This is a genomic window from Saonia flava, assembly GCF_011927795.1.
Classification (GTDB): Bacteria; Bacteroidota; Bacteroidia; order Flavobacteriales; family Flavobacteriaceae; genus Saonia; species Saonia flava.
The window spans coordinates 402,330-423,454 of record NZ_JAATJJ010000001.1 but is presented as its reverse complement, the minus strand read 5'-3'; the positions used below and the strand labels follow the sequence as shown (position 1 = coordinate 423,454).

At 38.8% G+C, this 21,125-nt stretch carries 18 protein-coding genes; 11 read left to right on the top strand and 7 right to left on the bottom strand.

The genetic code is table 11. From position 1 onward, the window contains the following. The first annotated feature begins 65 nt into the window (after nt 1–65). The 6 genes from GGR42_RS02010 (at nt 66) to GGR42_RS01985 (ending at nt 8,557) form a co-directional block, all read left to right on the top strand. Nucleotides 66–1,955, top strand: coding sequence for a hypothetical protein (locus GGR42_RS02010; RefSeq protein ID WP_167960335.1), 1,890 nt, complete (start codon nt 66–68; stop codon nt 1,953–1,955). Then, entirely contained in the window at nt 1,945–2,772 is an 828-nt protein-coding gene (locus tag GGR42_RS02005) for a DUF2490 domain-containing protein (protein ID WP_167960333.1), read from the top strand. Before GGR42_RS02010 ends, GGR42_RS02005 begins: the two co-directional genes overlap by 11 nt. A gap of 40 nt (nt 2,773–2,812) precedes the next feature. Further along, the gene (locus tag GGR42_RS02000; protein ID WP_167960331.1) at nt 2,813–3,652 is read left to right on the top strand and encodes an MORN repeat-containing protein; all 840 of its coding nucleotides are present in this window, start codon (nt 2,813–2,815) and stop codon (nt 3,650–3,652) included. Between the two features lie 147 nt (nt 3,653–3,799). Then, complete coding sequence (locus tag GGR42_RS01995) at nt 3,800–6,217, top strand: outer membrane beta-barrel protein (protein WP_167960329.1); 2,418 nt, start codon at nt 3,800–3,802, stop codon at nt 6,215–6,217. A 162-nt stretch (nt 6,218–6,379) separates the two neighbouring features. Then, entirely contained in the window at nt 6,380–7,471 is a 1,092-nt protein-coding gene (locus GGR42_RS01990) for a type 1 glutamine amidotransferase domain-containing protein (protein ID WP_167960327.1), read from the top strand. 174 nt (nt 7,472–7,645) lie between these two features. Further along, entirely contained in the window at nt 7,646–8,557 is a 912-nt protein-coding gene (locus GGR42_RS01985) for an AraC family transcriptional regulator (RefSeq protein WP_167960325.1), read from the top strand. Between the two features lie 136 nt (nt 8,558–8,693). On the opposite strand, the gene GGR42_RS01980 is transcribed toward GGR42_RS01985, so the two are convergent. From GGR42_RS01980 to GGR42_RS01950, 7 genes are all read right to left on the bottom strand, one after another. Beyond that, nucleotides 8,694–9,599, bottom strand: a complete 906-nt coding sequence (locus tag GGR42_RS01980; protein ID WP_167960323.1) for a DMT family transporter — start codon at nt 9,597–9,599, stop codon at nt 8,694–8,696. 121 nt (nt 9,600–9,720) lie between these two features. Then, nucleotides 9,721–11,070, bottom strand: a complete 1,350-nt coding sequence (locus tag GGR42_RS01975) for a putative oxidoreductase C-terminal domain-containing protein (protein ID WP_167960321.1) — start codon at nt 11,068–11,070, stop codon at nt 9,721–9,723. A 3-nt stretch (nt 11,071–11,073) separates the two neighbouring features. After that, on the bottom strand, nt 11,074–12,444 hold the full coding sequence (locus tag GGR42_RS01970) for a Gfo/Idh/MocA family protein (RefSeq protein ID WP_167960319.1): 1,371 nt from the start codon (nt 12,442–12,444) through the stop codon (nt 11,074–11,076). 18 nt (nt 12,445–12,462) lie between these two features. Continuing rightward, a complete protein-coding gene (locus tag GGR42_RS01965) occupies nt 12,463–13,422 on the bottom strand; it encodes a DUF6807 domain-containing protein (RefSeq protein ID WP_167960317.1) in 960 nt (319 codons plus the stop codon). Nucleotides 13,423–13,604: 182 nt separating this feature from the next. Further along, complete coding sequence (locus GGR42_RS01960) at nt 13,605–14,243, bottom strand: response regulator (RefSeq protein WP_167960315.1); 639 nt, start codon at nt 14,241–14,243, stop codon at nt 13,605–13,607. Then, nucleotides 14,240–16,159, bottom strand: a complete 1,920-nt coding sequence (locus GGR42_RS01955) for a tetratricopeptide repeat-containing sensor histidine kinase (RefSeq protein ID WP_167960313.1) — start codon at nt 16,157–16,159, stop codon at nt 14,240–14,242. Before GGR42_RS01955 ends, GGR42_RS01960 begins: the two co-directional genes overlap by 4 nt. Before the next feature lie 75 nt (nt 16,160–16,234). Continuing rightward, the gene (locus GGR42_RS01950) at nt 16,235–16,678 is read right to left on the bottom strand and encodes a hypothetical protein (RefSeq protein ID WP_167960311.1); all 444 of its coding nucleotides are present in this window, start codon (nt 16,676–16,678) and stop codon (nt 16,235–16,237) included. A gap of 384 nt (nt 16,679–17,062) precedes the next feature. Between GGR42_RS01950 and GGR42_RS01945 the strand changes: the two genes are divergently transcribed. The 5 genes from GGR42_RS01945 (at nt 17,063) to GGR42_RS01925 (ending at nt 21,039) form a co-directional block, all read left to right on the top strand. Continuing rightward, on the top strand, nt 17,063–18,271 hold the full coding sequence (locus tag GGR42_RS01945) for a patatin-like phospholipase family protein (RefSeq protein ID WP_167960309.1): 1,209 nt from the start codon (nt 17,063–17,065) through the stop codon (nt 18,269–18,271). A gap of 310 nt (nt 18,272–18,581) precedes the next feature. Next, nucleotides 18,582–18,902, top strand: a complete 321-nt coding sequence (locus tag GGR42_RS01940; protein ID WP_167960307.1) for a hypothetical protein — start codon at nt 18,582–18,584, stop codon at nt 18,900–18,902. A gap of 11 nt (nt 18,903–18,913) precedes the next feature. Then, nucleotides 18,914–20,512: an FAD-binding protein gene (locus tag GGR42_RS01935; protein ID WP_167960305.1), complete on the top strand. Its 1,599-nt coding sequence runs from the start codon at nt 18,914–18,916 to the stop codon at nt 20,510–20,512. 21 nt (nt 20,513–20,533) lie between these two features. Beyond that, nucleotides 20,534–20,725 (top strand): hypothetical protein, encoded by a 192-nt coding sequence (locus tag GGR42_RS01930; protein WP_167960303.1) that lies wholly within the window; start codon nt 20,534–20,536, stop codon nt 20,723–20,725. Between the two features lie 2 nt (nt 20,726–20,727). Then, the gene (locus GGR42_RS01925) at nt 20,728–21,039 is read left to right on the top strand and encodes a hypothetical protein (protein ID WP_167960301.1); all 312 of its coding nucleotides are present in this window, start codon (nt 20,728–20,730) and stop codon (nt 21,037–21,039) included. Nucleotides 21,040–21,125: the final 86 nt, after the last annotated feature.

The following is a 21,125-nucleotide window of genomic DNA, read 5'->3' as shown; positions in this document are numbered from 1 at the left end:
GGTTTCGAATTTCATCCTTTTTTTTATTGCTTTCTTTTTTTTGTAGTTTTTTTATCTCTGAGAATTTGCTGGGACAAGAGACCTATTTGTTCAAAAGTCCATTAAAACTAGGAAAGTATGAGGGACTTGCCAATTACACCTTCAAAATTGTAGAAAATGATACTGTGCTCCATGGCACTTTTGAAATAGAGCAATCCAATTTGAACGCTTTATTAAATAAGGAGGACAGCTCCTTTTTGTTCAGGGGAGGTTTTGAAAATGGCCAGGCCACAGGTCCTTGGGTATTTCAATTTGGGGAGTATCAATCTGGGAGCCAAAGCAATGTAGTGGACTATGAATATAGAGTCCTGATTAGCGGTGTGCAAGAAGAAGGAAAGGGTGCCATGGAGAATGGAATGCCCGAAGGTCCATGGGATTATCAAGTGAGCCAGATTAAAAACTCTGAAATAGAGAAAGTTCTCTTTAAAAGCAGTTTTCTTTTTAATGAAGGGGTTCCCCAACAAAATTTTCACATAGAAAATGATAGCTATACTTTGGTCGGACGTTTTCTTAGGGACGGGCTTGCACATGATGAGTGGTCTGCCTATAGCACAGATGATATAAACACTAATGAGAGTTGGTTCTTTGAGGAGGGACTTCTACGAAAAATCATAAGTGTTGAAGATGGGACACCAACTGTAATCCCCATCTTTAAGGATAAATATGATGAAACTAAGACGATACCCTTGAACGATGCCTATATTCAGGTATTGAAGGCTACCATATCTACAGAAGGTACTCTAGATTTTAAAAAGGGCATTTTTGGCTTACTATCACAAAATATAGATTATTATCAAAAAATAGACACTCTATTAACACAATTGGGGTCATCTAATTTTGAACCTGAGTTTAAAGTAAAGGTGCCCTATTTTCCTTTAGACTCCGAACAGATATCCGTACTTGAAAAAATTGATAGTGATTTGAAATCTGCGAAGGAGATTCGTAACACCCATTTGCGCAATGGTCATCTAAATATAGTTAAGCGGACAAACGAAGATGTTTTGTTCCATTATAATACTATCCAAGTATTTTCAGAGGAATTTATTATACCCATAGAAAAACTGATTGCCTTGAAAGAGGCGGGCATTATAGAATACATAAACCTAGTCCATTTCCTTGACCAATTGTGGCCCAATGGAATACCCAATACCCATATTAAAGTCCCAGTTGATGGCAATACACGAACATTTGAATTGCCAAACGCGACTGATTTTGATTTTAAAGGAAACAACCTTAATGCGCTCTACCAAATAACGAACTATGCTACCTTAAGCATGAAAGCAATTTCAGAAAAACTTTCCAGTCACTTAACAGACCATGAACAATTACAGATGCTAAATGGAGTAGAGCAAGGACTTATAGAACAAAACGAATCCTTGGTGGCCCAAATAGATTCAGTCTCTAGTACGTTTTCCGCTCCATATCAACATACTTTATTAAACATCAAATCTTTGGCCGATTCCCATTTAAACGAATATGCGTCCATAGAAAATCCTGAAGAAAAGTTGACCTACGGGAACAAGATTCAAAAGTGTTTGTCACAATACGCCATGCTAACAAATACTTTGCTTTCGCTTCCTGATAAGACAGAAGAAATCAACACTGCATATCAAGACGCTGTTTGGAACCCTTTTATGGCCAATGTGATGGAAGAAGAAGTCAAGAAAAGAATAGGGGCGGCCTACTCTAAAATATTGATACCCCATTTTCTAGAAGAAGCAAAGACACAACTTACTTGTGAAAATGTAGGGGATTTAGATAGTGCTATCAAATTCATAAATGAACGAATGCTTGAACTACGGGAGGAGGATACTAAAAAATTGGAGCGCAAACTTCGAAAAGAGAAGGACCCCAACGAAATCATAAAGTTGTTTCACCAACCATCCGTGGCAAAAGAAGGTAAGAATGAGCACTAAATACACTATTTTTATTTGGCTGGTCGTATTCTTAGTAGGTCTTCCCAATACCGTTACTGGGCAAGATGAACAAGTAGTGCTCCCTGAGTATTCCAAATATAAGGACCCAAAGACCAAAGTGTGGTTGAATACCTATGGAAATATCCGAATAGGAAAACGTTTTTTTTGGGATGCCCAAACCCATTTTCGTTTTCAGGAGACTGAGGACACTCCATTTGTAGGTCAGATAGGACAAATTTACAACAGGCATGCCATTGGGTATATTTATTCCAAGAAGACCAATTTTAGTTTGGGAGGGGTAGTACGCATTAATTTTAATACAGATGAGGATTCCGAAGATAGGAATGTGGTTCCAGAATGGAGAATTTGGCATCAATACCAATTTGCCATGCCTTTTTATAGTGCTATGATTTATCATAGAATTAGGATTGAACATAGATGGACACAAGGTTTTGAAGAGAACAGTGAATATATTTTTAGAAATAGGTGGCGTTATATGTTCAGGGCCAAGATTCCGTTGAACGACCATAAATTAAAACCCAAGACGTTTTATGTTTCTCCAGAGGCCGAACTAATTATGCAAAGCGGCAAAAAAGTTGTGGCAAGCCCCATGGAAGACCTACGTTTAACCACTACTTTTGGGTATATAGCAACACCCCGATTAACCTTTGCGGCCGGACTTATGTATTCCCAGGGACAAGACCTTTACAATGGAGGATATTATAAACAGGCATGGACACTTCGTTTTCATATGTATTACTCCCCGGATTTTAGAAAGGTAAAAAATAAACTGCCCGAAATCCATTTGAACGATTAGACCGTATGTAAAGTAGTTATTGGGCTAGTACGATATACTTATGAAAAAAGCATCTCTTTATTTAACTCTTGCAATTGCCATGGCTGGCGTCCTTTTTTTTAGCACAAAATCACATACACTACAAAATCAACTTGCACTTGTTAAGGAGCAACAGGATGGCCTAGTAGAACGATTGAACAATTATGAGGAATTGGCGCGATTGGATTCCATTTTGTTAAAAGGGGATTACAATGCAGCAATTGAATCGTACAGCACATCCATAAATGTGCAAAAAGAAAATAAAATGGCCATTCCCTTACGTATTGCTTTGGCTGAAAAATTGCTAGGGGAAAAAATGGTTGAGGAGCAGAAAGAAGCACAAGAAAAGCCGCTTTTGGATGAGGAGGTGGAGAAGGTAACTGAATATCCTTCTGAAACCCGAAAATATGATTCCATTAATTTTGTATTGGAAAAGACCCAGGTGCAATTGGCACAAGTAAGGCAACAACTTAAGCAAAAGTCATCTGGGGAGTACTTAAAGTTTAAAAGCAAAAAAGGAAACCAGTTGCATTACGTGGGTCAAGTAAAAAATGGAAAAGCCAATGGCTTCGGTATTGCGCTGTTGGACTCTGGCAGTCGCTATGAAGGTCAGTGGAAAGAAAACGAAAGACAGGGAGAGGGTACTTTTTACTGGCCAGATGGTGAATACTATGTGGGCACCTATAAAAATGACAAACGAAGTGGGTTTGGCACTTATTATTGGCCCAATGGTGAAAAATATGCAGGAGAATGGAAACAGGACAAACGCAGTGGTGTTGGTAGTTTTTTTGCTTCTGATGGGGATTTAGTTGCAGGTGGTGAGTGGGAAAATGATAAGTTGGTAGAAGTCAACGAAAAATAACCCTACCCTTTTTATACTGATTAAAGTCTATTATGCTTTAATTACTTTTATAAAACCTGTCTATTAGAAATATGAACTAGGACTGTCCAATTTTCCCATTCCTAAACTATTTTAGATGTACTTTTGATAGAAATTCATTTCTATAGCATGCATCGATTTTTCCTTACACTATTACTATTTATTAGCCCATTACTTCTTATAGGCCAAGAAACCGTATCTATAAGTGGACAATTAATAGATGGGGAAACGGCAGAACCTTTGTCCTTTGCCAATATTGCTATACATCAATTTGATGATGACATCCTATTGAGTGGGGCCATTACCAATGAAGAGGGAAGGTTTGAAATTTTACAACTTCCTTTGGGCAAATACCGCTTATATTTTTCATTCTTGGGTTTTAAAACTGCCGAACGCACTCTTAATGCAGGTGGATTGAACACTATTTTTGATTTTGGAAAAATCGAGCTAAGTCCAAGTGCAGAAGCACTCCAAGAAGTGGAACTGGTAGGGGAGCAAGCAATCACAAATGCCGACTTAAACAAGAAGTCATTTAACTTGGACAACAACATTGCACAGTCTGGCGGTTCCGTCTTGGATGCCATGAAAACACTTCCCGGAGTGAGTTTTGACCAAGATGGGAAAGTAGTTTTACGGGGTAGTGATAAAGTAGTGGTTCTAATAGATGGCAAGCAAAGCAGTCTAACAGGTTTTGGGAATCAAAAAGGGCTTTCCAATATTCCCGCATCCAATATTGAGAAAATTGAAATCATCAATAACCCTTCCGCAAAGTACGATGCCAATGGTTTTGCCGGAATTGTGAACATTATTTATAAAAAAGAAAAACAAACCGGCCTCAATGGGGATGTTGGGCTTTCTTTCGGATTGGGTGCCTTGGGCAAAAGAAAAGAGGACACCCCGACAAGTTTGGGGAGTTTTTCTGCCAATCCCAAAGTGATTCCGAGCATAAACCTGAATTATAAAAAGGAGAAGACCAATTACTTTTTACAATCGGAATTCATTCTTCAAGAAGCTTTGCCAAATAATGAATTCACGACTAGAAATTATGATGATGGTCGCAATATTATTTCCCAAGTACCGGAAAATAGAAAACAATTTAGGTCCATTATTAATGGAGGCATTGATTATGAACTGGACGAAAGAAATAGTTTTACGTTTTCTGGACTGTATGACCGGGAAAAACACATAGATACCGCCCAAGTTGCTTTTATTAATTTAAACACGAACACTAGAAACCGCTTTTATACTTGGCGGGAAGAGGAAGTAACCCGCTACATTAATGCAGCCATAAACTATAGGCATGCCTTTAAGCAAGCGGGGCATACCCTAAGTGCCAATGCACAGTATACCCAAGGTTTGGAAGATGAGACCTATTCCTTAAACGATAGCTCGGCTGTCCGTATAGGTAGGGATATGACCAATATTAAAGCCATAGAAAACACTACAAGTCTTTCTACGGATTATGTGCGGCCGTTACAATCGGGGCGACTAGAATTGGGCGCAAAGCTTCGTGTTCGCAGACTCCCTGTGGATTATACCATTACGCCAGGAAACCAATCTATTATATATCCAGATTTGGGAACCTTTTCGGACTGGGGTGAAAACCTGTATGCTGGATATATCAACTATCTTTTGGAAAAAGAGAAATACGATGTGGAAGCTGGTTTAAGAGCAGAAGAAACTTCGGTTTTTTATGATGTGGACCCCGTGAACGGGTATTACCCCGAGAATGATAGTTATGATTATTTTGAGCTTTTTCCAAGTATTAGGTTTACCTACAAGATACGGGACAATAACAAATTTTCCATATTTTATAACCGTCGTATTGACCGCCCTGGAGAACCAGAACTACGGGTTTTTCCAAAATATGATGACCCTGAACTGTTAAAAGTGGGTAATCCTTATTTAAGGCCACAATTTACGGATGCCTTTGAATTGGCCCATAAATATTCATGGGACAACGGCTCTTTATTTTCATCCGTTTATCATAGAATGACCCAAGACCAGTACATGCGTATTTTTAGCATTGATGATTCCAATCCAGATTATGATATTGTGAACCGTATTTACCAAAATACAGGCAGTGCTACCAATACAGGTGTGGAACTATTGGCAAGTCAAGATATTACCAGTCAATGGAAAGTCTCTGGCACCTTTAATTGGTTGCAGAACCAGATTGATGCTTATCAAGGTACCTTGTTGTTCCCGTTTGAACGTCCTTTCTATATTGATGCGTCATCGGCTAATGCTTGGACAGGAAAACTAACTTCAGAAGTTGATCTGCCCAAGGATTTTACAATACAACTAACAGGGGTCTATTATTCCAAAAAGAATATTCCCCAAGGGGAGGAACTGGCTAGGTCCTCTGTAGACCTTGGGTTAAGGAAAAGCTTATGGGGCAATAAAGCTGAACTTACATTTTCTGCTAGTGATATCTTTAATAAGTTTGGTATTCAACAAAGATTAACAAATGAAGGATTTACAGCATTATACCAAAACTTCTTTGAGACCCAAATTGTTAGGGTAGGGTTTAAGTACAGATTATAACGAGGGGAAGTATGAGGCATAATACCCTCCCGTCTCATGCAGGTATCTCACATGATTTTTAAACTAATGCGCCCATTTTAATTCTGACGGAATTATCATTCACAATGCTTTTGTCAAGAATGAGGCCTTATTTGTACTCGAATCAAAAAATAGAATACCGTCATGTTAAAAAAATATCCAATTATTAAATGGGTGCTCATTGCCTGTGCCACTTTCCTAATTTTAATCGTTTCCTTTGGACTATGGTTTAAAAGTTTACTTCCCCTAAGAGATACTGCAATAGAAATGACATTGGTAGAACAACTGCCCTACGTGTCAGAAAACATTCAGCCTCCACGGGGCAAAATTTTAGCGGTTGTCACAAGTACCTATACAATGGGGGACAGCGAAAAAAGTACAGGCTATGAACTAACAGAATTGGCCCGAGCTTATTATGTGTTCCAAGCCAATGGTTACGAGGTGGATATTGCCAGCCCATTGGGCGGCGAACCTCCTGTGGTAATCGATGATGAAGATATGGGATCCTATGATTTTGCCTTTATGAATGATTCCATCGCCCAATATAAAACCGGCCATACAATTCCATTACATCAGGTAGAAGCAGAAAGTTATGTGGCCGTTTTCTTTGTTGGCGGTAAAGGTGCTATGTTCGATTTTCCTGAAAATAAAACTATACAAGCAATCGTGCGGGAGTATTACCAATCCAACAAAGTTATTGGCGCAGTGTGCCATGGCCCGGCCGCTTTGGTGAATGTTGTGTTGGACAACGGTGAATCCATACTAAAGAACAAAACGGTAAGTGGTTTTACCAATGACGAGGAATTATTGCTCATACCAGAAGCGACATCCATCTTCCCGTTTCTTTTGGAGGATAAGCTGGTGGACCAAGGAGCACGCTTTAATGCGGGGAACATGTATTTAGATAAAATTAGCCATGACAAGAACCTGGTTACGGGCCAAAACCCTTGGTCTGTTTGGTCTGTTGCAGAAACCATGGTTAAACAAATGGGGCATAGGCCAAAATTTAGAGAGATTACCCCAGAGGAGCATGCAGTGGATATATTGGTGACCTATCATCAAAAAGGCTCCGAAAAAGCAAAGGAGCAGGTTCTGGAGCTATCACAAGATGGAAAAAGGGTAATTGATAGGGTGCTAATAGCAAAGCATAGCATTATCGCAGCCATGCAAGGAAAGGTCGGTCAATTTGTTGACCTTATTGGCCTGGTCTCTTTTATTAAGGAAATAGAACCATAGAAAAAGGATAATGGTTAAATTCGAAAAAATATTCGATTGAGCTTTTTAGACATACTTCTTATACTAACTAGTGGTGCGGGACTCTTGCACGGTATTTTTTTTGCTTTCTATTTATGTTTTTTTAATAAGAAAAGAACGGTTTCCAACCTTTTGCTTGGGTTAATATTGATCTTTATGGCCTTTCGTATAGGCAAATCGGTCATGTTATATTTTGGGCATGATCTAGAACCCATTTTTGTTTTTTTGGGATTATCGTTTTTGCTGGTCATAGGGCCTTTATTGCGATGGTATGTTATGGCCATGACCACACCTGGTTTTAGGCCTATCGGTCTTCATTTCTTTGAATTGGTACCCTTCGTTTTTATTGTGGGAATGAGCTTTTTTCTGGAGACCAATTGGTTCAATGAAAACAATAGCGAGGCCATTGCTCTGTTTGCCAGCGTTATTATTTTCACCTATTTACATTTGGCCTTTTACATTGTTAAAAGTGGCAGGTCGGTGCATAAAGTGAGGAAAACCCATCCAGAGACGAAACGAACAAAATCTCAGGCAACGGTTCTGCAATGGCTACAAATTTTGATCGGTTGTTTTGTTCTTATTTGGGTTTCATATGTTTTAAACATTGTAGAAGATGCAGTACCTTATATTGTGGGTCCCATTGTGTATTCCATAGTAATCTATTATTTAAGTATTAAGGCTTTTAGGCTAAAGTCCACCAATATAGATGGATATGCATTTGCTAAAAACGAAAATGCAGCACTGTTTGAACAAATAGGTGAATTGGTGGTAGCACAAAAGCTTTATCTAGAATCGGATATTTCCTTGGTGAGTGTAAGCAAGCTTATTGAAAAAAGTACTCAGAAAACTTCGGAGGTAATAAATGAATATGCCAAGCGTAACTTTAACGATTTTATCAACTATCACAGAATCCAAGATGCAAAAAAGATGTTGTTGGATATTAACCACCAGAAGTACACAATTTCATCTATCGCCTTTGATACGGGTTTTAGTAGTCTATCCTCATTTAATGTAGCCTTTAAAAGATTTGAGGAGACAACACCATCTTCTTATAAAAAAAATAGATAAAGGATTATATGTTCTAAAGCACTTAAAATCTTATAATTAACAAATGGTCCTAATTTAAAAACAAGCTGGCTGATCATGATGGGGAGTAGAAAGGGAGCTGCAATGTGTTTATGCATGGCCTGTTCTATATTCTTTGCTATGTATTTGAATATAAAATCAGAAATACGCCAATCATTATACCGAGCAAAGGCACTAATTTTTTACGCTTATTTTTTTCTTTAAAGACAAATCCGCCAATGAGGACGGCAATCAGTATTTGACTTCGTTTTATAGCGGATAGTAACATAATTAAGGCATCTGGGTCCTGTAAGGCCTTAAAATAAAAATAATCTGCTGTTTGTAACAAAACCCCAACGGCAAGAATGGTCCAACGCCATTTAAATTTTTTTCGTTTTTCAGAATTGGGAAACCATAGTACGGATAAGACAACCAGTAAGATCAGTATGGTATACCAACAAAACCAAAATTGTAAGGTTTGGGGGTTCAACGCTACGTTCTGTATTAAAAACTTGTCATACAAACCACTGGAAGCCCCTAAAAATGTGGCAGCAATAATGGCATATATCCATTTATTGCTCTTAAAATGAATTCCTTCTTTTTTGCCTATTCTAGAATATAACATTACAGAGAAAATAATAAGGAAAAAACCAATCCACTGTAAAAAATTAGGCTTTTCTTGATAAATTAAAATGGCACCGATGAAGGTAAAAAATGGACCTGCCGAACGTATTGGAGTAACAATGGTTATGGGCAAGTGTTTTAACGCTTGGTAGGCTAAAACCCATGATGCGGTCATTATCATAGATTTTATAAAAATAAAACCATGGGTTTTCCATGGAATTTTGGTGATATGAAATCCTATTTGTTTGGTGTATTCTGGAAAATAGAGGGACCCAATAAAGAAGGGAAGAAGTAATAAAAAACCCGAAGTAATTGTACCCAAAAGCACTGGAAAAACCTCATTTCCCTGTACTGCATGTTTTTTACATAGGTTGTGTAATCCTAAAAAAAGAGCTGCCAAAAGGCCTAAATACATCCACATGGCGCGAATATAAGTTTTTAGCCAATTTCTGTAATTTTGAAATCCTTAAAATTTTTAAGGATACGCTAGTTCATGAAAAACTATCGATTTTAATTAAAGTACTATTTGCAGGTTGTTCCTTTCATTTTTCAGCCAGCTCTGAGGCCATTGTAGTGATATAATATTTGGTCATCATATTGTTACGTTCCCAGGCCGGCATACTTCCCTTACGCCAAAATTCGATAAATTTCTCGGTCACCTGTGTAAAGTGTGCCTCATGGCCCACTCGATAATCGTTGGGTACCATCACCTGCCATCCGGTGGAAGATTCTTTTAATGAAATACCAGGATATTTAATGGCCAGAGCACCAAATGTTTTGGAAAGCAATTCATTATCAAAGTCCTCGGCAACCGGTTCTATGTACAATGTAGGTTTAAAATTTTGGTCTTTGCCCTGTCTAACAACCAAATTGGCCTTGGTGCCACGTATTGTGGAAAAGTGTGTATCGCCACCATTTTCTGGTGCCTCATAGTTCCATATTACCGATACACGGGCGTGTAAGTCTTTAATTTTAAAGTTTATTTCACCATTACAGTTTACGCTAAGGGTATCGTTGCTAATGTCTTTGTTCAGATAGTCTGGAAAAGAAGAATTGGTAACCCGGTCAAATTGTTTGGAGGACAATTTAGTGGGCCACAATGAAGATTTGCCCACTTCCATATCCAAGGTATCCAATATTTGTTCTGGAAAACATTGCCATTGCACAAGGTCAACCAAATGCGTGGTAACATCAACAAGTCCATTCCCCTCTTGGTTGGCATCAAAAAACCAAGGCGGACGTACAAGGACGTTGCCCGAAACATACTTAAAAAAATGATGGACACTTTCTTTGGTAATGGCTGGGTGTTCAGGACTTCCTTTTTCCATCTCACCAAAAATTTCAGGTATTTGTGTCAGTTCTCGCTGTAAGATTGAGGTTATTTCATACCTCTCGGTCATTATATCGTACAGTAACACATTTTTTTCCTGCGATTTTTTAAAAGTTTTAAGTAAAAGCTTGTACCCTTCACGATCAATGGCCATGGGCTTATCTGCCAATACATGCATGCCAGCGTCAATAGCTTGGTGTATGTACTCTGTTTTCTTTTGGTTGTTGCCAGCCAGAACCACAACATTACCTTGTTTTTCGGCCAACATTTTATCCCAAAAATCTTGCCCTCGGTACACTTTACTGTTCCAATCCGTGGGTTTTTCAGCTCTTGTATTGAACGCTTCAATTCTTGCAAGGTGCAAATCCACATCATTTCCATCTGGAGCGTAAATATGGACGGTAGAATCAACAAGGTCATACATGTTTTTTTGGACCAAAGCCGCATGAAAATGTCCGGGATCAACAGTAACCAACTTTATTTTATCCTCGGTTGGCTTGTTTTGCTTTTTGCCACACGAAAAAATAACGAACAATATGAGTACATAAATTCCTTTTTTCATGAATTAAACCAGTTTATAAGGTTCGCGTTGTTCAAGCGATAATAGAGCATTTGCTTCCTTATCATTCTTAAACTTTTCTTTTTTAGGGTTCCAATATAACTTTCTATCCAATTTCATGGCAATATGGTGCAATAAACACGCTGAACATGATCTGTGTGCCTCTTCAACGGGAGCAATAGGCTGTTCTCTTGATTTTATGGCGTCTAACCAATTTCTATGGTGATTTTCACTTACAGGAAGGTGTATGCCATTGGGATCAATTGGAGAATTAATAATGCTGGGGTTACTAGCATCAAGAGGTTTAACGCCTTCTTCATTGGCCACTGGATCAGATGCAGTGACTTTATAATCGCCACGGGTCACAAAAACCCAACCTTCGGTTCCTTCAAACTTCACACCATTTGGAGCTGTATTGGAAACAATCATTTCAACTCCATTTTCATAAAGTCCATGGGTTTTAAATTCACCATGGACATTCCATAAACCTGAAGAGGGAAACTCTGCATCACCCCAAATTTCAATAGGCCCAGTAAGTTCCGTATTCATGCCCCAATGGGCAGAATCAATATGATGCGCACCCCAACCTGTGATCATGCCTGCACCAAATTGCCTACAACGCAACCAACCTGGACGGCCATAACCCACTTGGGGATGCACCCTTTTTTCGGTATAATAGGCCTCTGGGGTAGAACCCAACCACATGTCATAGTTTAAATTTTCTGGAATGGGAAGTTCGTGCTCCTCTTCACCTGCTGGATCACCAGGTAAGCCCACATAGACTTTTTTGAGCTCACCTATACGACCATTTCTCACTATTTCTGCAGCAAATCTCCACTGATGGCTGGAACGCTGTTGGCTTCCAATTTGAAAAATAACACCAGATTTTTGAACCACATCACTTAAGAACCTTCCCTCCTCAATAGTTAAAGAGGCTGGTTTTTGCATAAAGATATCCTTACCAGCTCTTGCAAAATCTACTCCAAGTTTAGCATGCCAATGATCTGGAGTACTTATTAATACAGCATCAATATCATCTTTGTTCAATAGCTCGCGGTAATCTGTGTATTGGGCCGGTTCAATATAGGCTTTCCCATGTTTTTTAAAGTAGTGGTTGTTAACCAATTGGGCCCCTTCCAGTGCACGCTTGGCATCTAGGTCACAAACTGCTACCAGCTGTACATCATCATGGGCCAAAACTTGGGGCATATCCATTATACGGGAAATTCTTCCTGTTCCTATGGCTGCAATATTAATACGGTTACTGGGCGCGTTTTTACCAAATACCCGAGAGGGAACAATGGTAGGGACCGCAACGGTGGCAAGGGATGCTGCACTTGTTTTTTTTATAAAGTCCCTTCTATTTATTTGATTCATAATATAAAAGTTGTTTGGTTATTCAGTTTTTGCAAATTGTTGCCAGTATTGTTCTGATTTTTCTGCATCTAATTTCCCATCAAAAACCACAAGTTGATAATTTAAGGTATATGTCTTACCAGGCTCAAAAAGCCAATTGGTGTTTTTTGTGGTGCAGAAGCAAGCAAAGACATCTCCACGGTCATATTGGTCCACAGGCCAGATTCTTAAAGGTTCGGGATGATTAAAATTGTTGGGGTGGGAAAGCATTAGGGCTCCCCCATATTCATTGCCCAATGTACCTTGGACCAGACACCAACGGGCAGTGCTTCCATCGGCATCCACTCTTGTTTTTCCATTGGAGGCCAAAATCTCACTGTTTTTATTGGTCCATTCTTCGGTCGCCCGCCACCCAAAACCGGCGTACCGGTATTCCAAAATCAAAAAAGGTTTATCGGTGGCACATTCGTAGGTAAAAGTTAGATCAACGGTATATGTTGATGGATCTTCGCTGGGAGTTATTTTTACCGTTTGCCATTCGTTTAGGGCCACTTCATTTTTATTGTCCTTAAGCACCACATGTTCATGGAGGGCAGTGTACCCATTATCTAGTATCTCTTTAAACTTTGCGAACCTAACTGTGCCTTCCCCTTTTTTGAGGTTCCAAAAATCTATGGTATCACCATCATAGAGAGTATGTGTCCATGGGTTCCATATACCATAGTGGTGGTAGTGGTCTTCTGGCTGTATACGGGTCAGGACTTTACCTGCTGGAGTTCTTAGCGGGTGAATATAACCGCTTCGCTTATAGGAGGAGTCTACACCTATGGGTGGGTAATTGGTTTCGTATTTGTAACTTAAAAGGGGCTTATGTTCCATCTTTAGAACTAAAGAACCACTTTGCTTTTCACTGGTTACTAACGATTTTTTCTTTTTGGATTCCGAACAGGCCACTAGTATAAGGGCACAAATGGCGAAAATTAATTTTTTATCATGCATGGGTAGGTGGTTTGCGCAATCGATTGCGTACTCAATATTAATGTAAAATGTTCACAAATCCAAATCGCTGAAATAAAGGGCTATAAATAGAAGGGGCTCTTTTTTTAGGATAAAAAGGGTGTGGCCTCCAAATAGGTCATACATTATCCATAGATATTCTTTGGAAGCTAAACTGTATATGGTTAAATCAATTCCTTTTCCATGGCAATTTTAATAATCCCGACACTATTTTTTGCCCCTAATTTGCTCATAATGTTCATTCTATGGGTCTCTACTGTTTTGGGGCTTATAAATAGTTTTTCAGAGATTTGCTGAGTTGTCAGTTCTTCAGAAATGGCCTTTAGAACATCTAGCTCACGCCGGGTTAAATTGGGCTCTAGCCCATTGTTAAATACTTGTTTATCGTGGGATTGACTTAATAGTTTCTTTTGGATAGTACTCTGTAAAAACAACTCCCCGGCAAGTACTGTTTTTATGGCCTTTAACAGCTCAATTTTATCCGTATTTTTTAATAGATAGCCATTAACGCCATTTTTTAGCATTCGCTTTACGAAAGAAATATCCTCAAAATTGGTCAAAGCAATGATTTTTAGGTCCGGGTACTTTTTAAGAAGCTTTTTGCTTAGATCTATTCCATTTATATCTGGCAGGTTTACATCCAATAAAAGAACATCGGGTTCATCGTTCCCAATATTTTCCAGAGTATGCTGGGCGGAGCTATACGTACCCACAACAGCTATTTCATCCACACTCTGTAGCATGGAAACTACGCCTTCCAAAACCATTTGGTGATCATCTGTAATGGCAATTTTTAAACTCATGATAGGGTGTCTTTATCCATAGTTATGGTATAGGAAGTACCTTCTTTGTTGGAAATCATGTCCTTATCCGCTTTTAGGTACTCCACTCTGGAATTAATGTTCTTTAACCCAATGCCATGGGTGTTTTCCACCTCCACATTAAAACCAATGCCATTGTCCTCCACAGTAAGCTGAATTTCGTTGTCCCTGCAGCTTAATTGTACATTGATTAAAGTGGCCTGGGCATGTTTTAAGGCATTTGCCACCAATTCTTGGGCAATTCTAAAAATATTGATTTCGGCATTTTTAGAAATTTTTATGTCGCTTCCCATGTGTTGAAAGAAGATGTCTGGCTCATGAATGGAATTTGCATTCTCACAATATTCCGCCAACGCTTCCGATACATTAAAATTTTCCAATGATGGGGGTATCAGGTTGTGGGAAATTGCCCTTACCTGCTTACAGGAATCATCGATCATGGATATGGCCTCATTAATGATTTTATTGTTCTTTTCCAACAAGGAAGTAAGTTTAAACTTTATGGCAGATAAATCACCGTTAACACCATCGTGCAATTCCTTTGCTATTCTAAAACGCTCTTTTTCTTCACCTTGGATAAGGGATTCCAACGTTTTTATCTGATGTTCCCTTTTAAGGGTTGTAATTTCTTGGTTCTTCCTTTTTTGGCGTTGCCTAAACACCAACCATAAGAGGACCAAAGCTCCCAACAAGTAATATAACAAGGTGTTTCTTCTTTTTAAGGTATTGCTTGTCTGTTCAATTTCAAATCGTTGTTCCAAAATTTCCTTGTCCTTTTTTGCCGTTTCATATTTGGTTTCAATTTCGGAAATGTTCGTAAGACTCTCAGACTGTACTATACTATCTCTATAAGAACTATATGCTTTATAGCTTGCCAGTGCTTTTTGGGCCTTGTTCCAATCCTCATAGGTATTACTTTGGGTCAAGTAAATTTCAGCGATGAGGGGTTTGTCCTTTATTTCCTTTGCCAATGCAAGGGCACTTTTAAAATGAAACTCGGATTTAGAGGTGTTTAAAAGCTTACCGTAGGTACTTCCCAACTGAAAATGGGTTTCAGACAGTTCTTTTTTATTCCCTAGCTTTTCCCTTATGGAGAACGCTTTGTTTAGGTATTCCAATGATTTTTGGTACTGGTTTTTCTTTTCAAAAACAGCACCTAGGTTTTGATAGTTTCTCGCTATTTCCTTTTCATTATCCGAAGCTAGATTGGCCTCTAGGGAACGGTTAAAATATAGGATGGCCTCATCAAAATTATTTACCTGTATATAGAGACTACCAATGCCGTTTAAAATAGTGCCCAACGCATATTTTATGTTTGGGTTTTCACTTTTTTCAGAAATGGCAACCGCCTCTTTTAACAGGGAAGTAGATTTTTCATAGTTCTCCAATATACCATAGACATTGGAAAGGTTGTTCAACTTAATGAACTTTCCATATTCGTTTCCTGTATTTTCATCGTCCGCAATGCCCTTATAATAAATATCCGTAGCTTTTTCGTAGGCTCCCGTACTTTTATAAAACATGCCCAAGGAGGAATATATGGCAGATTTATCAAGATCATGTTCATTGGAAATTTCCAATGCTCTATTGTAATATACCTGGGCAGAATCCACACGGTCAGAGAACAAAAAAGCATTGCCCATGTATAGTTTGGACTTGGCCCTTACCTTATGATAGCCTATTGTATTGGCAAAGGTGTAGGTTTTTCTTCCATAGAGTAGTGCCGTATCCGTGTTTTGATATAAATAATAGTAAGATAGGTCGTTTAAAACCTGGGCCCTAATCGTATCCTCTTGTTGTTTGGTGAGTTCTATTTTAAGGCTGTCTATTATTTTACCCGTCTGTGCCGTTACGGTCATATAAAATAATAAAGCCAATAATGTGTAAAATAGTCTCATTCCAATCAATCTGTCATTTATTAAAAAGAAAGATAACACATCTATTTTAAAACAGATGTGTTGCCATTACTTATCCTAGGAATCGGTATCCAATTCAACCCTATCTTCAAAAATAATAGTTCTACGCGCTTCCAAAGTGTTTTCAGCGGTATCGGATACTTCGAATATTACGGTATAGGTATCTGCTGCTTCTGTACTAAAATTTCTGAACATTTCAAACGATGTAGAGGTAGTCCTTGTTATGTCCTTATCATAGTACACTTCTTGATCTCTACTATTGATTACCGTTATAGATACCCAGTCTACCGTTACATCGTCTCTCCCTATAAAGTGTAAATCTGCTTGCCTGTTTGGACCTTCGCTTGTATAGAAAATACTGTTATCATCTGGTAATACTACTTCAATAGTGGGTGGTATACTAAATTCACTGTTTGGGTCTTCTGTTGCTCTTGTACAGGCAGACAGCGCTAACAAAACGAGTGTTAGCATTATTAGAAAGTTTGATCTACTTTTTTTCATGACTCTATTCTTTTAGGTTATTAAATTATCCGCAAATTAGAGGGGTATCCTAAAAAATAAGTCAGGGTATTCTCTGATTTTTGTTAATTAAGGGTATACCCAGAGATTGGGACTGCCTTTAGTTTTTTATCTAAAAAATCTCTCCTTAAGAATTAGAAAGTATACTATTTTCTAGGAAACAGGCCGTATTGTAAGAAAAGGAAGATTAAACGGGAACATAACCCTATAAATCCTATGGTTTTTGTGTAATGCTGTTACAAATATTTTTTATAACTTTTTGGTCTCCAAAGAATTGACTTCCTACATTCTAAATCCCCCATGTAGAACAAGGTCAAAAATTTAAAACATAGTAAGCTCGTCTTAACTAGGTAAACCAATAAAAACATGTACAACATTTTATCACTTGATGGGGGAGGGAGTTGGGCCATTATACAGCTACTTACCCTAAAAGACCGGTATGGGAACAGTAAGGGGCGTGATATTCTTAAAAAGTTCGATTTGGTCATTGCCAATTCTGGAGGGAGCATTGTTTTAGCCGCTCTTGCTGAAGATTATACTATAGAAGAAGCCATAGCCCTGTTTAAAGAAAAGGAGAATAGAGAAAAGATTTTCCACAAGAACTCCTTTAGTGACCGCTTTTTTCCTGTGGACTACCTAAGAACATTAGGGTTGGGGTTGGGTCCAAAATACAGTTCCAAAAAGAAAAAAGAAGCCTTTGAGAGCCTATTTCCTAAAATAGACAAGTTCCAAATGGCGGAACTGCCAAAAGAAATAGGGAAGGAATCCCTTAAAATTGCGGTATGCACCTACGATGCGTTGAATAACCGCGCCAAATTTTTTAAGTCCTACACCTCTGGCAATACGGGTTATGATTCGGTAAGGCTCACACAGGCCATTAACGGTTCCTCCAATGCACCTGTACAGTATTTTGATTTCCCTGCGAGATTTTTGGCCAAGGAAAGCGAAATTTTTTACGAGTTATGGGATGGCGCACTTGGTGGATTTAACAACCCCATCTTGGCAGGCATCATAGAAGCGTATAAGACAGGGGTAGACCTAAAGGATATACGCATGATTTCCCTTGGAACCAGTAATTCTTTAATGTCCATGGAGGATAAAAAGAGGTTTTGGAAATGGAAACAGATAGCGCAAAAATACCGAAGAAAAAAGCTGGTCTTTTCTAAACTAAAACCCCAGTCCAAGTTTTTTTCTGCCACCGTATTAAATCAAGCGAAAACCATATTGTACCAACCGCCAGATACGGCCAATTATATAGCCATGATGTTCCTAAAAGCAACAACAGACAAGCTAACGAACGATGCTATTATTAGGTTATCCCCATTAATACATTTTGATACCCAAACAGCAGAAGAGGTCATCCCTTTGGTTAAAGAATTATATGCTATGGACATGGATTTAACCAAAGATGAAGAGGTACTTGCCTTGATGGACTGCTTTACGGCATGGAAGGATGGGCAACTCTATAACCAACCCATAGAGTTTAAGGTAGAAAGAAACAACGATCTGTTTTTTATCAAAGGGGACAAATGGTATCAGGATGGGATGGATAGATGGACCAGTTGGGGGATTTAGGTAAGATTATTATTTTAAATATATAAACATCACAATATCAGTTCTATAAATATAAGTAAAAGCACCAAACGTACACTATTTCTTACAAGATATACATTATATATGCTCGTACATTAAGATACGTTGTATTTTAGAACCAAAAGTATTAGGTAGTACCCTCCCTCGATTTTTTAGTTAGTAAGAATGCCCCTAGGGGTATTTTTCCACTGTTCTCCCAATATAGTATTATAAAAATCTGCTGTATGCCCTGGTATATGGCACAAAACCCATTTATATGAAGTTTAAAAAATACCTAATACCTCTGTTAGTATTGGCGTTTTTGGTGCTGCTCTTGTTTCAATCCTGTTACTCGGTACGTCTAGTAAGCACCGTAGGAACGCCCGAGCCTGCCGTTCCCCATGTACGTGACGATTATTACCGTCCCTATGAAGTTACAGAATTGGATACTGTGATTACCATTGGGGTAGCCGACAAAGACTTTAGCTATCTCATTAAGTCAACAGATTTATGTCCTTCGGGCAAACTGCACACCGTAGAGTATAGAAATACCTTCGGAGCCCTATTGTTGAGCGCGGTTACTTTTGGCCGTAAGCGAAAAGTGAAAATTAAGTATGTCTGCATGAAAGATTAAAACCCAGTAAAATGGCCAAAACAACAAAACTTACCTTAACAGAATGGGATACGCTCCATAACAATGGGCCTTTCCCTCTAAAGCTATTGTACAAAACCAAGTTGGAGTCGCCTGCATTGATGCCCTCAGATTTGGACCGTTACAATGATGCGGCACAGGAAATACAAAGCCTCATTACAGAGGCAAAGAACAAAAATGAGGGTTTTAGGGCGTATGGTTCAGCTTGGTCCATGTCCAAGATAGCGCACCAAAAAGAACGTATGCACTTTAATGCGCATATGAACACCTATTTCTCGTTTAGAAACCAAGATTTGCATGCACTTTCAGGGTATCAGGCAGAGAATTTGTTCCTTTTTCAGTGTGGCAATGTGGTAAAAGAAATTTCTGAGAAATTAGCGGGACATGGGAAATCCCTAAAGGCCTCGGGTGCCAGTAACGGACAAACCATTGCGGGCTGTATTTCTACGGGAGTACATGGGTCTGCAATCAATGTAGGTTCCGTACAGGATTATGTTGTGGGGCTAAACCTTATAATTGGTCCCAATCCTGGGGATATTGTGTATTTGGAAAGGCATTCTAAACCCGCCTTAAACGATGTTTTTGTACAAAAACTTAGGTCTAGGGTCATTCGAAATGATGGGCTCTTTAATGCTGCGCTGGTGGGGTTGGGCTCTTTTGGATTTATCCATGGAGTGGTAATAGAGGCCCAGAACCTGTTCCTGTTAAAAAGGTACGTAAAAGAACTAAAAAAGGACAAAGCCATAGAGCTGGCGCAACAACAAAATTTTAAAACTTTTGATGGAATTCCCGAAGAGGTAAAGGGCAATGGGGAGGCCAATATTCCCTATCATTTTAAGGTTTTTGTAAATCAGTATAAGGATAACGGAAAGTATGTGGTAGAATTTATGTACAAGAAACCCTATAAATTAAACTATCCAGACCCTTTTCCTGTGATTAAGAAATCGCTCTATAGGGATTTAATCAATCTGGTGGTGCAAATAGGGTCTGGCATACCAGCAAGCATTCCGGTCTTTATTAATTTGCTTAAAAACTCCATTTTACCTACGGTTGATGAAGTTTCCACGGGCACCTTGGCGGAAACTTTTTGGGATGCCCCGTACCAAGGCCCTGCTTTTGCCATTTCCTTTGGGGTGAGCCATACGGATGCGGAAAAAGCTTTAAAAATTCTATCCAAGGTTAGTATAGATGAAGGTCCCGTACCCGGGATTTTTGCAATGCGATTTATTAAAAAGTCGGATGCCACCTTATCCTTTGCCCGTTTTCCCACTACCTGTATGATAGAGATAGATGGGGTGCGCTGGAACGAAAAAAAGAATTTGATCACACTTAATGACCTATCCAAAAAAATGATTGAGGCCCTACAACAGGCCAACATTCCCTTTACACTGCACTGGGGCAAAAATGCAGATTGGAAGTTCTCGGGATTGGTGGACCATATGTATGGTGCAGACGCCACCACCTGGAGAAAATACCGCTGTTCCTTGTTATCGGGCGATATGCAGACCCTGTTTTCCAATGCCTTTTTAAAGGAAGTTAAACTGGACAAAAAGGAACCTAGTGACCCACAACTGATTCAGTCTCTATTGTAGTAACCCCATAAACCCTAAAACATGTTGAAAAAATCAAGATTAGAACTGGAATATGAGTTAAAACTGACCAAGAAAATATTGGAACGGATTATAGAACTCAATAAAGACAAAGACCTAGTAACCCCGGACGAGAAAGAAATCGATGGAATGGAAGCCACCCTAAAAAGGGAATTGGAACGTGAGTATCCCACCTATAAAATCCAAAAAAAATAAACATGAGTACGGACAACATTTTAACCAATTTAGGACAGCGCTTGGAAAACATTGTAATAAAACAAGGTGCGGATGAAAAGCGGGAAAAGAATAGGGGAGTATTGGCCATGGTTTTTGTAGTGCTTTTTTTCTGTGTCATATTCGTCACCTTCATTATTGGGTATGCCACCGATGATTTTGAGACCAATGATTATAAAGACCTGTTGACTACGGTCTCCTCGATACTATCGGGTCCTTTGGGGTTTATCATCGGATTCTATTTTAAGGAACGGCAGGATAGTGGCAATGGAGGAAGTTCAAAAGTAGAGGAATAGTTAAATAAATTGTAAAAAAGTTTAATTGTCTTATTTGAAGTTTCAAGTTTATATTTTTAATGCTAACAATTGAATTTTACTATTGA

What these genes read in the sequence shown, in the direction of transcription:
- GGR42_RS02005 (WP_167960333.1), top strand. Translation starts at nt 1,945, where the DNA reads ATGAGCACTAAATACACTATTTTTATTTGGCTGGTCGTATTCTTAGTA.
- GGR42_RS02000 (WP_167960331.1), top strand. Translation starts at nt 2,813, where the DNA reads ATGAAAAAAGCATCTCTTTATTTAACTCTTGCAATTGCCATGGCTGGC.
- GGR42_RS01995 (WP_167960329.1), top strand. Translation starts at nt 3,800, where the DNA reads ATGCATCGATTTTTCCTTACACTATTACTATTTATTAGCCCATTACTT.
- GGR42_RS01990 (WP_167960327.1), top strand. Translation starts at nt 6,380, where the DNA reads ATGTTAAAAAAATATCCAATTATTAAATGGGTGCTCATTGCCTGTGCC.
- GGR42_RS01985 (WP_167960325.1), top strand. Translation starts at nt 7,646, where the DNA reads ATGGCCTTTCGTATAGGCAAATCGGTCATGTTATATTTTGGGCATGAT.
- GGR42_RS01980 (WP_167960323.1), bottom strand. Translation starts at nt 9,599, where the DNA reads ATGTGGATGTATTTAGGCCTTTTGGCAGCTCTTTTTTTAGGATTACAC.
- GGR42_RS01975 (WP_167960321.1), bottom strand. Translation starts at nt 11,070, where the DNA reads ATGAAAAAAGGAATTTATGTACTCATATTGTTCGTTATTTTTTCGTGT.
- GGR42_RS01970 (WP_167960319.1), bottom strand. Translation starts at nt 12,444, where the DNA reads ATGAATCAAATAAATAGAAGGGACTTTATAAAAAAAACAAGTGCAGCA.
- GGR42_RS01965 (WP_167960317.1), bottom strand. Translation starts at nt 13,422, where the DNA reads ATGCATGATAAAAAATTAATTTTCGCCATTTGTGCCCTTATACTAGTG.
- GGR42_RS01960 (WP_167960315.1), bottom strand. Translation starts at nt 14,243, where the DNA reads ATGAGTTTAAAAATTGCCATTACAGATGATCACCAAATGGTTTTGGAA.
- GGR42_RS01955 (WP_167960313.1), bottom strand. Translation starts at nt 16,159, where the DNA reads ATGAGACTATTTTACACATTATTGGCTTTATTATTTTATATGACCGTA.
- GGR42_RS01950 (WP_167960311.1), bottom strand. Translation starts at nt 16,678, where the DNA reads ATGAAAAAAAGTAGATCAAACTTTCTAATAATGCTAACACTCGTTTTG.
- GGR42_RS01945 (WP_167960309.1), top strand. Translation starts at nt 17,063, where the DNA reads ATGTACAACATTTTATCACTTGATGGGGGAGGGAGTTGGGCCATTATA.
- GGR42_RS01935 (WP_167960305.1), top strand. Translation starts at nt 18,914, where the DNA reads ATGGCCAAAACAACAAAACTTACCTTAACAGAATGGGATACGCTCCAT.
- GGR42_RS01930 (WP_167960303.1), top strand. Translation starts at nt 20,534, where the DNA reads ATGTTGAAAAAATCAAGATTAGAACTGGAATATGAGTTAAAACTGACC.
- GGR42_RS01925 (WP_167960301.1), top strand. Translation starts at nt 20,728, where the DNA reads ATGAGTACGGACAACATTTTAACCAATTTAGGACAGCGCTTGGAAAAC.